Genomic DNA, 15,291 nt, shown 5'->3' on the forward strand with positions numbered 1-15,291 from the left:
GCCCGGGGTGTCCTCAGCGGCGCCTCGGGCCCGACGGCGGCGGCGTGATCCCGAGGCCGACCTCGTCCCATGCCGTGGCGACCGCCTGCTGCTCGGCGCTGCCCGCGCCGTACAGCTCGCCGGCCTTGGCGTGTGTCGTGTCGGCGAACTCCTGGAACTGGGTGGTCGACGTGGACGCCTTCAGCGACTCGTACCAGATCTTCCCCGGCGCCTCCCACGAGTTGCCGCCGATGCCGCTGGCCACCAGGTAGAACGCCTTGTTGGGGATGCCCGAGTTGATGTGCACGCCGCCGTAGTCGCCGTCCTCGGTGTCGGGCAGGTCCATGTAGCGGTCCATGTGGTCGGGCTGCGGGTCCTTGCCGAAGAGCTTGTTGTCGAACGCGGTGCCCGGCGCCTTCATCGACCGCAGCGCGTCGGCGTCGATGGTGGGCGTGAACACCTCCGGCCCGATCAGCCAGTCGGCCTGGTCGGCGCTCTGCCCCAGGTGCCACTGCTTCACGATCGAGCCGGCCACGTCGGAGCACGACTCGTTGAGCGCGCCGGACTGGGTGCGGTACTCGAGGTTGGCGGTGTGCTCGGTGACGCCGTGCGCGAGCTCGTGCGCGATCACGTCGAGCGAGCCGGTGAAGTCCGAGAAGATCTGGCCGTCGCCGTCCCCGAACACCATCTCCTGCCCGTCCCAGAACGCGTTGTTGTAGCGGTCGCCGCGGTGCACGTAGCCCTGCAGCCGCATGCCACGGCCGTCGATCGAGTTGCGCTCGAAGATCTGGCGGTAGAAGTCGCGGGTCACGCCGAAGCCGTCGAAGGCCCGGTTGACCGACTCGTCGGCGACCGGCCCGTCGTCCTCGGAGCGGGCGAGCGTGGCGAGCGGCAGGAAGGTGCCGTGCTCGCAGTCGAAGATGGTGCGGCGGCCGTCGCCGGGCGAGGCTAAGGCGCCGGCGATCAGCCCGCGCACCTCGCGCTGGCCACGCAGCCGCGCCGTGGCGAGCAGGGTGCCGAGCGCGGCGTCGCGGATCTCGGCGTTGTCGCTGTCGAGAAGCCTGTTCAGGATGTAGGGCGGGGTGATGCAGTTCAGTCGGCGACTGGCGGACATGGCGCACCTCGGATCTCGGTCGCGTATTTCAACGGCAGGTAGGCGGCGCCGGGAATCACCAGGAAGAGATTGTCGAACTCGGTCTCGCCGATGACCGGTGGCGTCGCCACGCCCAGCTCGGCGATGATCTCGGGAACGGTGTTGCTGTGACCGGCGATCAGCACGACGTCGCCGAACTCACCGGCGATGATGCGGGGCGCGACGTCGCCGGGCATGACCCGCGACGCGACGCCCACCGATGCCACGGTCTGCTTCGTACGCGTCAGCGTGGAGGTGAACACCGCGGTCACGCCGGCCGGGCCGACCATGCGCGCCAGCGCCTCGGCCCGCGCGCGCCCCGTCGCGTTCAGCGGCGGGTCGGCAGAGGTGGGCGGCAGGTCGATGTCCGCGTGCCGCACCAAGAGAACCGTGATCACGAGGCCCCCAGCAGTGGTGAGGCCGTCGATACTCTCAGTGATCAGATGCGGGGTCGAGAGGTCGGTCGGTCAGCCGACAACTTTGCCGGGGTTGAAGAGGTTCAGCGGGTCCAGCGTCTGCTTCACGGCCACCTGCATGGCGAGCACCGCGGGCGACAGCTCTTGCCGCATGCCGCCGCGTTTCAGCAGGCCGACGCCGTGCTCGCCGGTCACCGTGCCGCCCATCCCGATCGCCGCGGTCAGCATGTCCTCGAAGGCCGCCTGGGCCGAGCGGCGCGCCTCGTCGTCACCCGCGGGGGCGAGGATCATGGGGTGCAGGTTGCCGTCTCCGGCGTGCGCGATCGTCGCGATGGTCGCGCCATGGCGGGCGGCGATCGCTTCGATCAAGGACAACATCTCGGGTACGCGTGAGCGCGGCACACAGACATCCTCGGTGAGCACCGGACCGAGCCGCTCGAACGCCGGGTACGCCAGCCGGCGCGCCGCGAACAGGGCCTCGGCCTCGACCTCGTCGGTGGACTGCTCGGCCCACAGCGCCCCGGCCGCGCGGAACACCCCGGCGACGGCGGCCGCTTCCTCGTCGCCGGCGAGGCCGGGCGTGTCCAGCTGGGCCAGCAACAGCGCGGCCGCGTCGGACTCCAGCCCCAGGTGCTTCCACTCCTCGACGGCGCGCAGGCAGGCGCGGTCGAGCAACTCGAGCGCGGCCGGGAGCAGGCCCGCCCGGGTGGTCGCGGCGACCGCCTCCCCCGCCGCGACGACGCTCGGGAACGCGCCGACGACCGTGCGCGGCGCCTCGCGGCGGGCCGGGCGCAGCCGTACGGTGATCTCGGTGATCACGCCGAAGGTGCCCTCCGACCCGGTGAACAGGCCGGCCAGGTCGTAGCCGCTGACGCCCTTGGTGGTGCGCCGGCCCAGCCGCACGACCGTGCCGTAGTCGCCGGCCGGCCCGCCGACCACGGCCTCCAGGCCCAGCACGTAGTCGCGGGTGACGCCGTACTTGAGACAGCACAGCCCGCCGGCGTTGGTGGCGACGTTGCCGCCGATCGTCGACCAGGGCGCGCTGGCCGGGTCGGGCGGGTACCACAGGCCGTGCTCGGCGACCGCCGCCTTCAGATCGTCGTTGACCACGCCCGGCTGCACGGTGGCGGTCATGTTCTCGGCGTCGATCTCGACGATCTCGTTCATCCGGGACAGGTCGAGGATCAGCGCGCCGTCGACCGCGTTCGCGCCGCCGGACAGGCCGGTCCCGGCGCCACGGGGGACGATCGGCGTGTGCTGCCGCGCGCAGGCGGCGACGATTCGCCGTACGTCATCGGTTGTTCTCGGCCGGACGGCCGCGACCGCCTTCCCGAAGGGCGCCCACTCCGCCTCGTCGTGGCTCAGACTCGCGAGAACGTCGGCGTCGTCGATCAGGTCGAAGCCGTTGAGCAGATCCCTCACCTCAGCGACCCTACGCGTGCTCGGCTCACCTGCGCACGGCCGGCTTGGCGACCGGTGCGCCGTTCACAACCACCGTCGCCGACGACGCGGGATCGGCCCAGAAGTGTGTCTTGCGCGGGTCCAGGACCAGACCGGCGCCGTCCGGCCCCGATCCGGGCGAGGGGTCCTGACCGGCGAAGAGCCCGGCCAGGCGGTCGCGGTCGAAGGCGAGGATCTCGATGCGCCGCAGCTGGGGCAGCGCCCTCGCGGTCTGCCGGTAGCCGGCGCGAAACGGCGGATACGGGTACTTCGCGCCCTCGGCGATCAGGCTGCGGCGCATCGGATCGGTCGCGATGATCACCCGCAGCGTCGCGAGCTCGGTCAGACCGGCCAGCGCCGCGAGCTCCTCGGGGGTGGGCCAGCCGGCGATCGTCAGCTCCCGGCACCACGTCCAGTTCCGCAGCGGCAGCAGGGCGGGGCGGCGCCAGCTGACCAGCGCGGTCGAGGGCTGCACGAGGTGCGGCAGCCACTCGGCGCCCGCGGACGAGGCCGCCAGCATCCACGGCGAGGAGACGAGGCTGAGATGGCGGACCGCGCCGTCGCCGCCGTCGAGCACGGTGGCGGCCTTGGGTCCGAGGGTGAGCCGGTCCAGCGCGGGAAGGCCGGCGGTCGCGGCCGGACCGAACAGCGCCAGCTCCCGCAGGGCCGAATCGGCGAGCCCGTCGAGCGGGGCGTCGAGCCGGCACTCGTGCAGCAGCAGGCGTTCGAGCTTCGGGCACCCGCCGAGGCCGGCGAGGCCGTCCGCCCGCCCGTGCGACAGGACCAGCTCGGCCAGCTCCTGGTGGCCGGCGAGGCTGTCCACGCCGCCGGCGCACTCGTGCGCGATCAGCCGGGTCATCCCCGGCAGCCGCGCGGCGGCCCGGAGCTGCCGGTCCGACGACACCTTCACCACGAGGTCGTCCAGCGGCATGCCGGAGAGCACGACGTCGGCGTACTCGTCGCAGGCGCCGGTGGGCCACTGCGTCGAGATGTAGGCGCGGACGCCGCGCTCGCCGCTGGTGGCGAGGCGGGCGAAGACGGCGACGGTGTCCTCGATCGGGAACCGGTGCAGGACCTGGAGAACGTGGATGCCCTCGGTCTCGGACAGCTCGCCGGGGTCGGGGATCAGGTCCAGGACCATCTCGCCCGCCGACGCAAGCTGATCGACCTCGGCCAGCGACTGCGGCGGGATCAGGGCGGCGACCCGCGCCTTCACGAGCTCGACGAGGTCGCGGTCGACCGTCACCGCGTGGGTGAGGCAGGAGGCGGCCAGCAGGTACAGGACGCGGGCGACCTCGGGCGTGCTGTCGGCACGGTGCAGAAGCCCGCGCAGGATGTACTCGCGCTCCTTGCGCCGGGCGTGCCCCACCGCCATGACGGTCACCTCGCGCCACTGGTCCTGGTGAGCGTTCTGGATCAGCGCGTCGAGATCGCCCTCGTCCAGCAGCGCCTTGGCCGCGAGGTACTCCTGGAAGGTCTTGTGCAGGAAATCCACCCGGTCGGACACCGGCCGCCGCAGGACGCCGGAGCGCAGCGCCAGCTGATCCAGGACCTCCTCGGGCGCCGACTGGATGTGCGGCAGCGAGGCGAGATACTTCTCCAGCCTCTTCTGCGCCTCCTCCTGCGGCGCCTCCGACCGGTCGTTGCGGACCAGCCAGTACGCCAGCTGGGCCAGCAGCGCCTCCTGGTCGGACTGCGACAGTTGCGGCTCGTCCGCGACGATGGCGCGCGCCTCGTCCCGCCGCACCAGGAGCATCTCCAGCGCGGCGTGGTAGAGGCCCATCCGGTCCCGGGGCAGCTGACGGTACCGGTCGAGATGCAGCGCGCAGATCACCGCGCACAGCAGCGGGTTCGTCGCGAGCCGGCGCAGGTCGCGGCGCTGCGCGAGTTTCGCCAGCAGGTCGTCCTCGAGCGCCACCAGGGCGGCGCGGTGCTCGTCGCCGGCCACCGCCTCGCTCATGGCCGCGTGCCATTGCCGGACGAACGCATGCACGTCCGCCTGGTTCATCGGCAGCATCATCAGCGCCTGAAATCCCTCGGGAGCGAGGAAGGCGCAGTCCGCCGCGGGCGGCCGCGATGTGATCACGAATCGCGCCTTGTCGTAGACCCCGACCAGGTCGCGCAGCCACCGCCAGACCTCCTGGCGGCGCCGCGCCGGAAGCTCGTCCACCCCGTCGATCAGGACCAGGGCCCGGCCGTCGTCGAGGACCCGCCGCACCCAGCCGGGCGGGGCCTCCCGCGCGAGCGCCGGGCTGATCTCGTCGCAGAACTGGTCGGGCAGCGGCAGGTCGGGGCCGGCGAACCGGCGGAGGGGAATCAGGAACGGAACCGTCGCGTCCTCGCCCAGCGAGGTGACGGCCAGCCACTGCAGGAGGGTCGTCTTGCCGCAGCCCGCCTCGCCGCGGATCAGGACGCGCCGCTGCCCGGCGAGGGCCTCCTCGACGCGTAATCGGACACCGGTGACGTCGGCGGACTCCGCCATCACCCCCAGGCCAAGGTATGCGGTGGCGAGCGAGTACGGCCGGTCGTGGCGCAGGGTCACCCCGAACATCTGGATGCTGTCGAGCCGCCGGCGCACGGCATCGGCGTACCGCCGCTCGAACGCGGCGTCCTCCCGCGACGGCTGCTCCGCCAAGGCGTCGAGCTTGGTGTGCACGGCCCGGGTGCTGCGGACCAGGTCGATCTGAAGTTGTTTCTCGAACCCGGGCCGGGTGGTGAGGAACTCGACGATGTGCGCGCACGACTCGGCCACGACCCGGCGGTAGACCGCCGCGCCGTTCTCGCCCAGCCCGGCCGCCTGCACCCGGTACGGGTCGGCCGCGATCGCCTTGCCGGCGATGGCGTCCGGCAGCAGGTCCATCCCGATGGCGTCGGCGATCGTGATCGGCGCGACCGCGCGGACCGTGCAGCTCGCCGCCTCGACCGCGGCGGCCCACTCGCCGTCGGGGACCTTGCGGAACTCGCCGTCGCGCAGGTGGCGCAGGCGGGCTTCGGTCTTCTCCACGATCTTGTCGGCCAGATTCTCGCCGAGGTCGGACGACGGGCGCTGCCCGGGCAGCACGACGGTCTCGACCCGCATCGGGTCGCGCACCAGCGCGGCGCCCTGCGGCTGCTCGACCGCGCGCTTCACGACGTGGGTGAGCGCCGCCTTCAGAACCGCCGGGATGATCGCGTCCACTTGATCTCCTAGGAGAAGGGAACCGGGCGATCGCCTCACGGTAGCCCTCGGATGCACGTTTTCGGACAACCGTCTTCGGAATGCTCAGACCTCGGCAGGTCCCGGCCGATGGGAACCACGTGGAGACCGTTCCGCCCTGGCGGCTGACCCGCCCGGTCGCCGTCGCCGGTCTTCTCGTCGCCGCGGCGTACGCGTGGCTCGCGATCGGGCTGACCCGGCCGGTGCCCGCGGTGGTCAGCTGGCTCCCGCTGCTCGGCTCGGTGCCGGCCGCCGTGATCGGCACCTGGCACGCCGGCGGGCAGGGTCGCGCCTTCTGGCGGTACATGTCGGCCGGCATGGTGCTGATGGGGCTGGGCGCGGCCGGCAACGCCCGCGACTACTTCACCGGCGACGAGCCCGGCCAGCAGATCGGCGCGCTCACCGCGGCCATCTACGTCGCCGGCCTGCTGGCGATGCTGCTGGGGCTGCTGCGGATCCCCGGCGCCGAGCGGGCGCGGATCGAGTGGATCCGTTTCGGGCTGGACATCGCCGCGGTGATCGTCACGGTGCTCACCTTCTGCGCGTACCTGGTCTATCCGCGCTGGCACGAGTGGGTGGGCGACAGCGCCTCCGGCGCTTCGGCGTTCCTGGTCGTGATGGGCGCCGGGTGCGTGTGCGTCTTCGCCTTCGTCAAGGTCGCCTTCACCGGCACCGGGCCGATCGACCGGCGCTCCCTGCACCTCCTGGCGCTGACCGGCGGGGCCGGCGCGATCGGCGGGGCGCTGGCGCCGCTGCTCGAGTCCCGCCCGTACCTGAGCTCGGGCGCCGTCGTGCTGCCCACCACCTGCCTGCTGGTCTGCCTCGCGGCCGACCGGCAGGCCCGCGCCACCCGGGCCGGGCACCCGGCGCCGCGGCCCGCCTCCCGGCGGCTGAGCGTCATGCCGTACGCCGCGGTGCTCGCCACCGGCGGTCTCCTGCTGTCCGGGGCGATCACCCACGCCCGCGACCTGGTGGCCGTGGCGATCGGCTCGGTCACGGTCACGGTGCTGGTCGCCGTGCGGCAGCTGGTCGCCCTGCGCGACAACGTACGGCTGCTCGACGACCTCGACGCCCGCGGCCGCGAGCTGGCCCACCAGGCCACCCACGACGTGCTCACCGGCCTGCCCAACCGCAACGTGCTCACCCGCGAGATCAACGCGGCCCTCGACGCCGGCGAGCCGGTCACGGTCGCGCTGATCGACCTCGACGACTTCAAGGCGATCAACGACGACCTCGGCCACGCGGTCGGCGACGCCCTGATCATCGCGGTCGGCGAGCGCATCGCCGCCCAGCTGCCCGGCGACGGCATGGTCGCCCGGCTCGGCGGCGACGAGTACGCCCTGCTGCTGTGCGGCCACGACACCGCGCCGCTGACGGCGGTCGCCGCCGAGCTGCGGCTGCCCGTGCGCGCCGGCGGCCACGACCTGGTCGTCGAGTCGAGCATCGGCCTCGCGCCGGCCGTACCCGGCGACACCGCCGACGAGCTCCTGCGCCGCGCCGACGTCGCCATGTACGAGGCGAAGGGCCAGGGCAAGGGCCGGGTGGTGCGGTACGAGCCGTCGATGGACCAGCGCAGCGCCGAGCAGTCCCGGCTGGCCGCCGACCTGCGCACCGCCATGGACGCGGGCGAGCTGCACCTGCTCTACCAGCCGATCGTCACGCTGCCGTCCGGTTCCCTGTACGGGGTCGAGGCGCTGGTCCGCTGGGGAAAGACCAGTCCCGTCGAGTTCATCCCCGCCGCCGAGCGCACCGGACTGATCGTCCCGCTCGGCGCGTGGATCCTCGAGGAGGCCTGCCGGCAGGCGGCGGCCTGGCGCATCCAACTCGGCGACCGCGCGCCCCGGACCGTCAGCGTCAACGTGTCGGCCCGGCAGCTGCGCGAGGCCGGCTTCGCCAGCGAGGTCGGCCAGGTGCTGCGCCGCACGGGCCTGCCGCCGGAAGCGCTGACCGTCGAGGTCACCGAGACGGCGGTGTTCGACGGCGGCACCGCCCTGGCCGAGCTGAAGGCGATCGCCGCGCTGGGCGTGAACATCGCGCTCGACGACTTCGGCACCGGCCATTCGTCGCTGGGCCTGCTGCGCACCTGCCCCGCCGACGTCCTGAAGGTCGACAAGTCCTTCGTCGACGACGTCACCGACAACGGCCACGCGGCCGTGGTGGTGGCGGCGCTGATCGGCATCTGCCGCGGTATGGGGCTGCGGGCGGTCGCCGAGGGCGTGGAGACGGCGGCGCAGGCGGAGGAGCTTTACCGGCTGGGCTACCGGTACGCGCAGGGCTACCATTTCGCGCGCCCGCTGCCGGCCGCGGAAGTCGCGACCTACGAAGCGGTGCGGGCGCCCGTCTAGTCGCGGCCCTGCCAGGTGGTGACGCAGGCTTCGTTGCCCTCGGGGTCGGCCAGCACCCAGAAGGCCGGCGCGTGGGCGTCGGAGACCAGATGGCCGCCGGCGGCGAGCGCGGCCTCGATGCGGGCGGCGGCCTCGTCGTGCGGGACGCAGATGTCGAGGTGGATGCGGTTTCGTTGTGGGCGCGGCGAATCCATTTGCTGGAACCAGATCGGCGGCTCCTCGCCCGGCAGAACCGCCTCCCAGAAGGGGCGGACCGCCTCGATGTCGAGGGCGTCGATGGCGAGCTCGACGACATCGAGGCCGTGCGGGGTCGTGGGCAGGCCGGCGGCGGTGATGCGGTGCGCCAGGGCGATGCCGAGGGATCGGGCCGAGGTCAGGGTGAGGATGACGCGGTCGGGGCGCAGCTCGGCCCGCAGGTGGGCATCGGCGTCGGGGCCGCAGGCGGCCACGGCGCGGCCGGCTGTTGCCACCGCCTCGGCCATGGTCGCGACCGGGATCGACGTGCGCAACATGCCGAGCAGGAAGCGCCAGCCGGCGTCGGACACTGCCTCGGAGGCCTCGCGGCGTGTGGTCACGCGGGGCATGGTCGCATGAACGGGCCGGCCGGGCCGTGATCGGCCCGGCCGGCCACTGCAAAGGGGTCAGGCGGCGGGGGTCAGGACCACCGTCGCGCTTCCGGTCTGGGGCGGGGTGCCGGTGTCCGTGTACGAGGCGACGAACACCGCCGTGAGGTTGTCGGCGCCCGCGTGCCCGGCGTCGACGAACGTGGTGATCTGGCCGGTGCAGCCGGACGACGTGGACAGCGGGTGGCCGTGCTGGTCGTGGCCGAGGATGTAGGTGACCGTGACCCGGGCGCAGTCGACGGGGGCGTCGTCGGTCACCGCGACCTCGTAGGTGACGGTGTCGCCGAAGCTGAACGGCTGGTCCTCGGTCGGGGTCACGAACGACACCTCGGGCGCGAGCGTGCCGACCGGCAGGATGACCTCGGCGGCGGCCGAGCGGCCGGTCGAGTCGGTCACCTTGAGGACCGGGCGGTAGTTGCCGTTGGCGGTGAACGCGTACGACGCGTTGGGCGCGGTCGAGTCGACCTTGCCGTCGGCGTTGAAGTCCCACGCGTAGCGCAGGGCGTCACCGTCGGGATCGGCGGTGCCGGCGCTGGAGAACGACACCGTCAGCGGGGCCTGGCCCGAGGTGGGTGTGGCGCTCGCGACCGGGATCGGGGTGCGGTTGCCGCGGACGAAGTCGAACCGGGACAGCTGGGCGTCCGGGTTCTCGGCGAAGTAGCCGTCGCCGTACTCGAGGACGTAGAGCGCGCCGTCGGGGCCGAACTCGAGGTCCATCGGGTTGTCGAAGACCAGCTCCGGCAGGACGTCGTCGATCTGGGTCACCTGGTGGCGGCGGTCGAGGTGGAACGCCTTGACGTAGTCGCGGGTCCACTCGGCGAACAGCGGCAGGCCGTCGTAGGACGCCGGCCATTTCGTGGCCGACCGAAGGCGCGGGTCGTAGTCGTATGCCGGTCCGCCCATGGGTCCGATCCCGCCCGTGCCCAGCTCCGGGAACGCGGTGCTCTGGGCGTACGAATAAATGACCTCGGCCTTTTGCACCGGCGGAAGGTTGCGCAGACCGGTGTTGTGCGGCGAGTCGTTGACGGGGGCGGCGCAGTTGAACGGCGCGCCGGCCACGCCGGTGGCGAAGTCGTAGTCGACGTACGGCTGGTCGGGGGCGACGCAGTAGGGCCACCCGTAGTTGGCGGGCTTGTCGATCGCCATCCAGCGGCCCTGACCGGCGGGACCGCGCGCCGGGTTCGCCGCCTGCGCGTCCGGCGAGTAGTCGGCCAGGTAGACGAGGTCGTTCGTCGGGTCGACGGTGAAGCGGAACGGGTTTCGCAGTCCCATCGCGAAAATTTCCGGACGGGTTTTCGGCGTCCCGGGCTTGAAGAGGTTGCCGCGCGGGATCGTGTAGCCGCCGCTTCGGCCGGGCTTGATGCGCAGCAACTTTCCGCGCAAGTCGTTGGTGTTGCCGGCCGAGCGCTGCGCGTCGAAGACCGGGTTGCGGTTCGGCCGCTCGTCGATCGGCGCGTACCCGTCGGAGAAGAACGGGTTGGAGTCGTCGCCGGTCGACAGGTACAGGTTGCCCCTGCTGTCGAAGTCGATCTTGCCGCCGACGTGGCAGCACTGGCCGCGGTCGGTGCCGACCTCGAGGATCTTCTGCTCGGTGCCCAACTGCAGCGTGTTGCCGGTCAGCTTGAAGCGCGACAGCCGCATGACGCCCTTGAACGGCGCGAAGTCGGCGGCCGTGCCCTCGGCGGGCGCGTCACCCTCGTTGACCGTCGGCGTCGCCGGGTCGTCCGAGGGCGTGTTCAGCGGCGGCGAATAGTAGACGTACACCCACTTGTTTCGCGAAAAATCAGGGTCAAGGGCGATTCCCTGTACGCCTTCCTCGTCGTGCTGATAGACGGGGATCTTCGCGGCGAGCACGTTGCGTCCGGTCGCCGGCTCGTGGATGCGTACCTCGCCGGTGCGGGCCGTGTGCAGCACGCGCCGGTCGGGCAGGACGGCCAGCGCGATCGGCTCGCCGGGGAAGTCGTCGAGGGTCACTTTCTGGAAGTCGCTGCTGGGCGGCAGGTCGTGGCCGGGATGAGCCACTGCCGCGGTCGGGACGGCAAGAACGAGCGCCCCGACGACGCTGACGACGATGCGGCCCCTCATCAGAACCTGATCCCGGCCAGGAAGTCGTAGCCGACCTCGGCCGTCTTGAGCGCGTCGGCGGGGGTGCGCGGCGGGGTGCCGGCGTCGTCGCGCTCGACGATGTACTCGATCAGCCCGGCCTCCTTCGAGCGCGCGAAGATGCGGCCGAAGTCGATGAGCCCGGCGCCCGGGTCGGCGAAGCTGCCGCTGACATCCAGGTCCTTGACGTGGACCTGCTTGATGCGTCCGCGCAGCTTCTCGATCAGGTCGACCGGGTCGCGGGCCCCGCGGAAGGCCCAGAACAGATCGACTTCCAGGTGCACGAGGCGCGGGTCGGTCTCGCCGGTGAGGATGTCGTACCCGGTCTTCGACGTGCCGTTCTGACGCAGGAACTCGGCCTGGTGGTTGTGGTAGCCGAAGTCGAGGCCGGCCCTTCGCGCGAGGGCGCCGGCCTTGTTGAGGTCGGCGGCGAACGCCCGGTACACGGCGGCGTCGCGGATCGGGCCGCTCGGGCCCTGCCCGAAGAACGGGTGGACGATGTACTTGTTGCCGACGATGTTGGCGTCCTCGAGAGCCTTCTGCCACGCGGTCGCGTCGAAGGGCTGCGGGATGCCGACGTGGCCCGAGGTGGCGCGCAGCCCGGCGTTGTCGAGCGCGGCGCGGAACTGGGCGGCGGTGCGGCCGACGAAGCCGGCGTGCTCGACCCGGGTGTAACCGATCTCCACCAGCTCGGCGAAGCTCGCCTCGAGGTCGATGTTCAGCTGGTCGCGCAGGGTGTAGAGCTGCACGCTGATCTGATCGCGCGGGACCCGGTGCAGGTGGCCGCCCCCGTGCGCGGCGGCGGCTCCGGGAACGGCGAGGGTGGTGGCGGCGCCGGCTGCGGCGGCGGCCCCGAGCAGTTGGCGGCGGTTCAGTGACGGCGGCATTGCGGTCTCCTTTGAACGGCGTCCTCGGGCAGGTTATCCAGAAGTTTCGATCGCCGTGAAGACAAGTTTCTTCAGATCAAGCAAAAGTTCGCTGCTCTTGAACGAAACTGGATGGTCACACAGAGTGTTGGCACGAACCCGGGAGAAAACCTTGCAACGAAATAGCGGCCCAGTGGCGTCTCTACTCATGAAGCACCGGATCCCCCGGGGGAAAAGCGAATAGTGGACATTTGAGGGGGACCGTCAAATGGTATTGACCGGTTTCGAGGCGATCACGCCGGAGCAACGTGACGAGTTCCAGCGGGAGGGCATTCTGCTCATTCGCAACGCGCTCACCGAGGAGCATCGCGCCCGCCTCGAGGACGCCGTCGACCGCGTCTACGCGCAGGAGCGCGAGGCCGGCCGGCTCAAGCCCGACGGCGCCCTGCACCTGCTCGGGTTCCTGGACCGCGACGAGCAGTTCGGCGAGCTGCTGACGCATCCCGCGACGTTCCCGTACGTGTGGGGCCTGGCCGGCTGGAACATCTACAGCCACCACAACCACCTCGACGTGACGCCGCCGTCGCCGTTCGAGGAGCCGCCCGGCTGGGGCTGGCACCAGGACGGATACCGGCAGAACTCGGACCCCGAGCCGCTCGGCGGCGACACCCGGCCGATGCTGTCGCTCAAGGTCGCGTACGTTTTGTCCGATCTGTCCCGGACCGGGCGCGGCGCCACCAAGGTCATCCCGGGCAGCCACCTGAGCAACACGCTGGCGCGCACCGAGGCCGGCCGCGACCCGCGCGGCACCATGGAGATCACCGCCAACGCGGGCGACGCGTTCGTCTTCGACCGGCGGCTGTGGCACTCCCGGTCGGTCAACCGCAGCACGGTCACCCGCAAGATGCTGTTCGTCGGCTACACCTACCGGTGGATCCGCCCGCTCGACGACATGCCCGTCGACCACGATGGCGAATGGTGGCGGAATCGCACGCCGGTGCAGCGACAATTGCTCGGTGAAGCAACCCACACCGCCAATTACTGGGGCGTCAACTGGGACGGCTACATCGACGAGAAAATTCCGCTGCGCCACGAATTGGCGACCCGCGGCCTGCTCGACAGATCCATTCCGTGGCTCCGCTGATCATCCACGGAGCGTAGTCACCGCCGGTCCCGTCCGGCTCCGGCAGCCCTCCCCCAGAGCACCCGGATCCGCGGGACCGGCGGGCGCCCGAAGCCCGCTCCGACCCGGCACAGATCGATGTTGATCAGTTGCCACCGCCGCCGTGATCTTGATGAGTTGGGACGCGCTCCGCATGCCGGCTCATTATCGTCGGGGCCGCCGCGGGAAGCCCGGCGTCAACGAGTCAGCGGGGTGGCAAGGCGGCCTTGATGAGTTGGCGCACGCTGCCGACGCCGACTCATCATCGCTTGCGCGCCGTGGGCACCCGGCAGGCCGGCGTCAGGCAGCTGCGGGTCGCCCCCGCGGTCGCCGCGCTGCGATCTTGATGAGTTGGCGCGCGCTCCGAACGCGAACTCGGCATCGCTAGCTCGGCGCGGGCTCGCTGCCGCTCAGCGTTGAAGAGTTGGTGTTCGCAGCGCGCATCAACTCGCCAAGGTCCCATCGGGGGCCGGCCGAACGAACAGGCGGCCGGCGCGACGCCGGGCCACGCCCAGGAGCGAGGGCGTGGCCCGGGAGTCGCGAACCACCCGAATCACCCAAGCCACGCAAAACCCCACCCTCCCAGGGGGAAGCCCCCGAAGCCATTATCGCGGAGGACGGTGCCGGGAAGAAGCGCGTATGGCCGTGGCCTGTGGATACCGGCTGGTTGTGGACAAGCGGCGGGTGGGCTGCTGCGCGTGCTACGCGATCCGCGACTCGGCGTCGACCCGGGTGATGGCGTCGACCAGGATGGCCAGGCCCTCGCGCGCCTCCTCCTCGGTCAGCGTCAGCGCCGGCCCGATCCGGATCACGTTGCCGTAGAGCCCGCCCTTACCCACCAGCAATCCCCCGGCCTTGCACTCGTCGAACACGCGCACGGTCGCCGCCGCGTCCGGCTCCGACGTCCCGGGCCGCACGAATTCGAGGCCGACCATCAGCCCCTTCCCGCGCACCTCGGCCAGGATCGGCACGTCCAGCGCGCGCAGCCCGTCGAGCAGGATCGCCCCCGTCCGAGCCGCGTTGGCCTGCAGGTCGTGCGACAGCACGTAGTCGAGCACCGCGTTCCCGGCCGCCGCCGACAGCGGGTTCCCGCCGAATGTCGAGAAGCTGATGGCCGGCACCGCGTTCATCACCGACGCGCGTCCGACGACGCCGCCGAGGGCGAACCCGTTCCCGATGCCTTTGGCGAACGTGATCAGGTCGGGCGTGACCCCGTGCGCCTCATAGCCCCAGAAGTGCGTGCCGGTGCGCCCCCACCCGGTCTGGACCTCGTCCGCGATCAGCAGAATGCCGAATTCATTCAGGACTTTCTGGTACGCGCCGAGCACGCCGTCCGGGGCGGCCACGAACCCGCCGACGCCCTGGATGGGCTCGGCGATCAGCGCGGCCACATCCCCCGCGGTCACGGTGGCGAGCACCTCCCGCAGATCGTCGACGGCCGCGTCGGCGATGTCGCCGGCCGACATGCCCGCCATGCGTCCGCGCAGCCGGTCCCCGGAGGCGAGCCACGACACGTTGAGCGGGCTCAGCGAGCTGGACGACCACGAGCGGTGACCGGTGATCGCCATGGTGGCGAAGGTGCGGCCGTGGTAGCTGTTCTTGATCGCGAGGATCTGGTTGGAGCGGCGCACGTTGGTGGCCATGAGCAGTGCGGTCTCGTTGGCCTCGGTGCCCGAGTTGGTGAGGAAGACGCGGGCGTCGGGGATGCCGGAGAGGCGGGCGATCTTCTCGGCCAGCGTGACCTGCTCGCGGATCAGGTACAGGGTCGAGGTGTGGACCACGCCGGTGGCGAGTTGCCGCTGGACCGCCTCGTTGATCTCGGCGATGTCATACCCGATCATGTTGGTCAGGACGCCGCCGAAGAAGTCGAGGTAGGTGCGGCCGGCGCCGTCGGTGACGCGGCGGCCGGCGCCGGAGACGATCTCGATGGCGTCGTCGCCGTAGTAGATCGGCATCCAGTCCGGCAGCACGGCGCGGTGGCGGGCGAGCAGGTCATCGGTCATCTCGGGTTCTCCTTGCAGCGAAAAGC

Annotated in this window: 10 protein-coding genes; 2 read left to right on the top strand and 8 right to left on the bottom strand. The window is 71.5% G+C overall.

The window, feature by feature from the left end:
* Positions 1 to 13 precede the first annotated feature (13 nt).
* The 4 genes from ACQPZX_RS27250 to ACQPZX_RS27265 form a co-directional block, all read right to left on the bottom strand.
* Complete coding sequence (locus tag ACQPZX_RS27250) at positions 14 to 1,093, bottom strand: M4 family metallopeptidase (protein ID WP_433360742.1); 1,080 nt, start codon at positions 1,091 to 1,093, stop codon at positions 14 to 16.
* Positions 1,072 to 1,509, bottom strand: coding sequence for a phosphoglycerate mutase family protein (locus ACQPZX_RS27255; protein WP_433360745.1), 438 nt, complete (start codon positions 1,507 to 1,509; stop codon positions 1,072 to 1,074). The genes ACQPZX_RS27250 and ACQPZX_RS27255 overlap by 22 nt, the downstream gene beginning before the upstream one ends.
* Before the next feature lie 69 nt (positions 1,510 to 1,578).
* Entirely contained in the window at positions 1,579 to 2,949 is a 1,371-nt protein-coding gene (locus ACQPZX_RS27260) for an FAD-binding oxidoreductase (RefSeq protein ID WP_433360748.1), read from the bottom strand.
* A 25-nt stretch (positions 2,950 to 2,974) separates the two neighbouring features.
* The gene (locus ACQPZX_RS27265; protein ID WP_433360751.1) at positions 2,975 to 6,145 is read right to left on the bottom strand and encodes an NACHT domain-containing protein; all 3,171 of its coding nucleotides are present in this window, start codon (positions 6,143 to 6,145) and stop codon (positions 2,975 to 2,977) included.
* 80 nt (positions 6,146 to 6,225) lie between these two features.
* Between ACQPZX_RS27265 and ACQPZX_RS27270 the strand changes: the two genes are divergently transcribed.
* A complete protein-coding gene (locus tag ACQPZX_RS27270) occupies positions 6,226 to 8,508 on the top strand; it encodes a putative bifunctional diguanylate cyclase/phosphodiesterase (RefSeq protein WP_433360754.1) in 2,283 nt (760 codons plus the stop codon).
* On the opposite strand, the gene ACQPZX_RS27275 is transcribed toward ACQPZX_RS27270, so the two are convergent.
* The 3 genes from ACQPZX_RS27275 to ACQPZX_RS27285 are packed head-to-tail and all read right to left on the bottom strand — an operon-like array spanning position 8,505 to position 12,121.
* Positions 8,505 to 9,092, bottom strand: coding sequence for a VOC family protein (locus ACQPZX_RS27275; RefSeq protein WP_433360757.1), 588 nt, complete (start codon positions 9,090 to 9,092; stop codon positions 8,505 to 8,507). The genes ACQPZX_RS27270 and ACQPZX_RS27275 overlap by 4 nt on opposite strands.
* 57 nt (positions 9,093 to 9,149) lie before the next feature.
* Positions 9,150 to 11,216, bottom strand: coding sequence for a PQQ-dependent sugar dehydrogenase (locus ACQPZX_RS27280; RefSeq protein ID WP_433360760.1), 2,067 nt, complete (start codon positions 11,214 to 11,216; stop codon positions 9,150 to 9,152).
* Positions 11,216 to 12,121: a sugar phosphate isomerase/epimerase family protein gene (locus ACQPZX_RS27285; RefSeq protein ID WP_433360763.1), complete on the bottom strand. Its 906-nt coding sequence runs from the start codon at positions 12,119 to 12,121 to the stop codon at positions 11,216 to 11,218. The genes ACQPZX_RS27280 and ACQPZX_RS27285 overlap by 1 nt, the downstream gene beginning before the upstream one ends.
* 247 nt (positions 12,122 to 12,368) lie before the next feature.
* Between ACQPZX_RS27285 and ACQPZX_RS27290 the strand changes: the two genes are divergently transcribed.
* The gene (locus ACQPZX_RS27290) at positions 12,369 to 13,244 is read left to right on the top strand and encodes a phytanoyl-CoA dioxygenase family protein (RefSeq protein WP_433360766.1); all 876 of its coding nucleotides are present in this window, start codon (positions 12,369 to 12,371) and stop codon (positions 13,242 to 13,244) included.
* Between the two features lie 719 nt (positions 13,245 to 13,963).
* Here the strand turns inward: ACQPZX_RS27290 and ACQPZX_RS27295 are convergent.
* Entirely contained in the window at positions 13,964 to 15,265 is a 1,302-nt protein-coding gene (locus tag ACQPZX_RS27295; RefSeq protein WP_433360769.1) for an aspartate aminotransferase family protein, read from the bottom strand.
* Between the last annotated feature and the right edge of the window lie 26 nt (positions 15,266 to 15,291).

This window comes from Actinoplanes sp. CA-142083 (genome assembly GCF_050942195.1).
GTDB lineage: Bacteria > Actinomycetota > Actinomycetes > Mycobacteriales > Micromonosporaceae > Actinoplanes.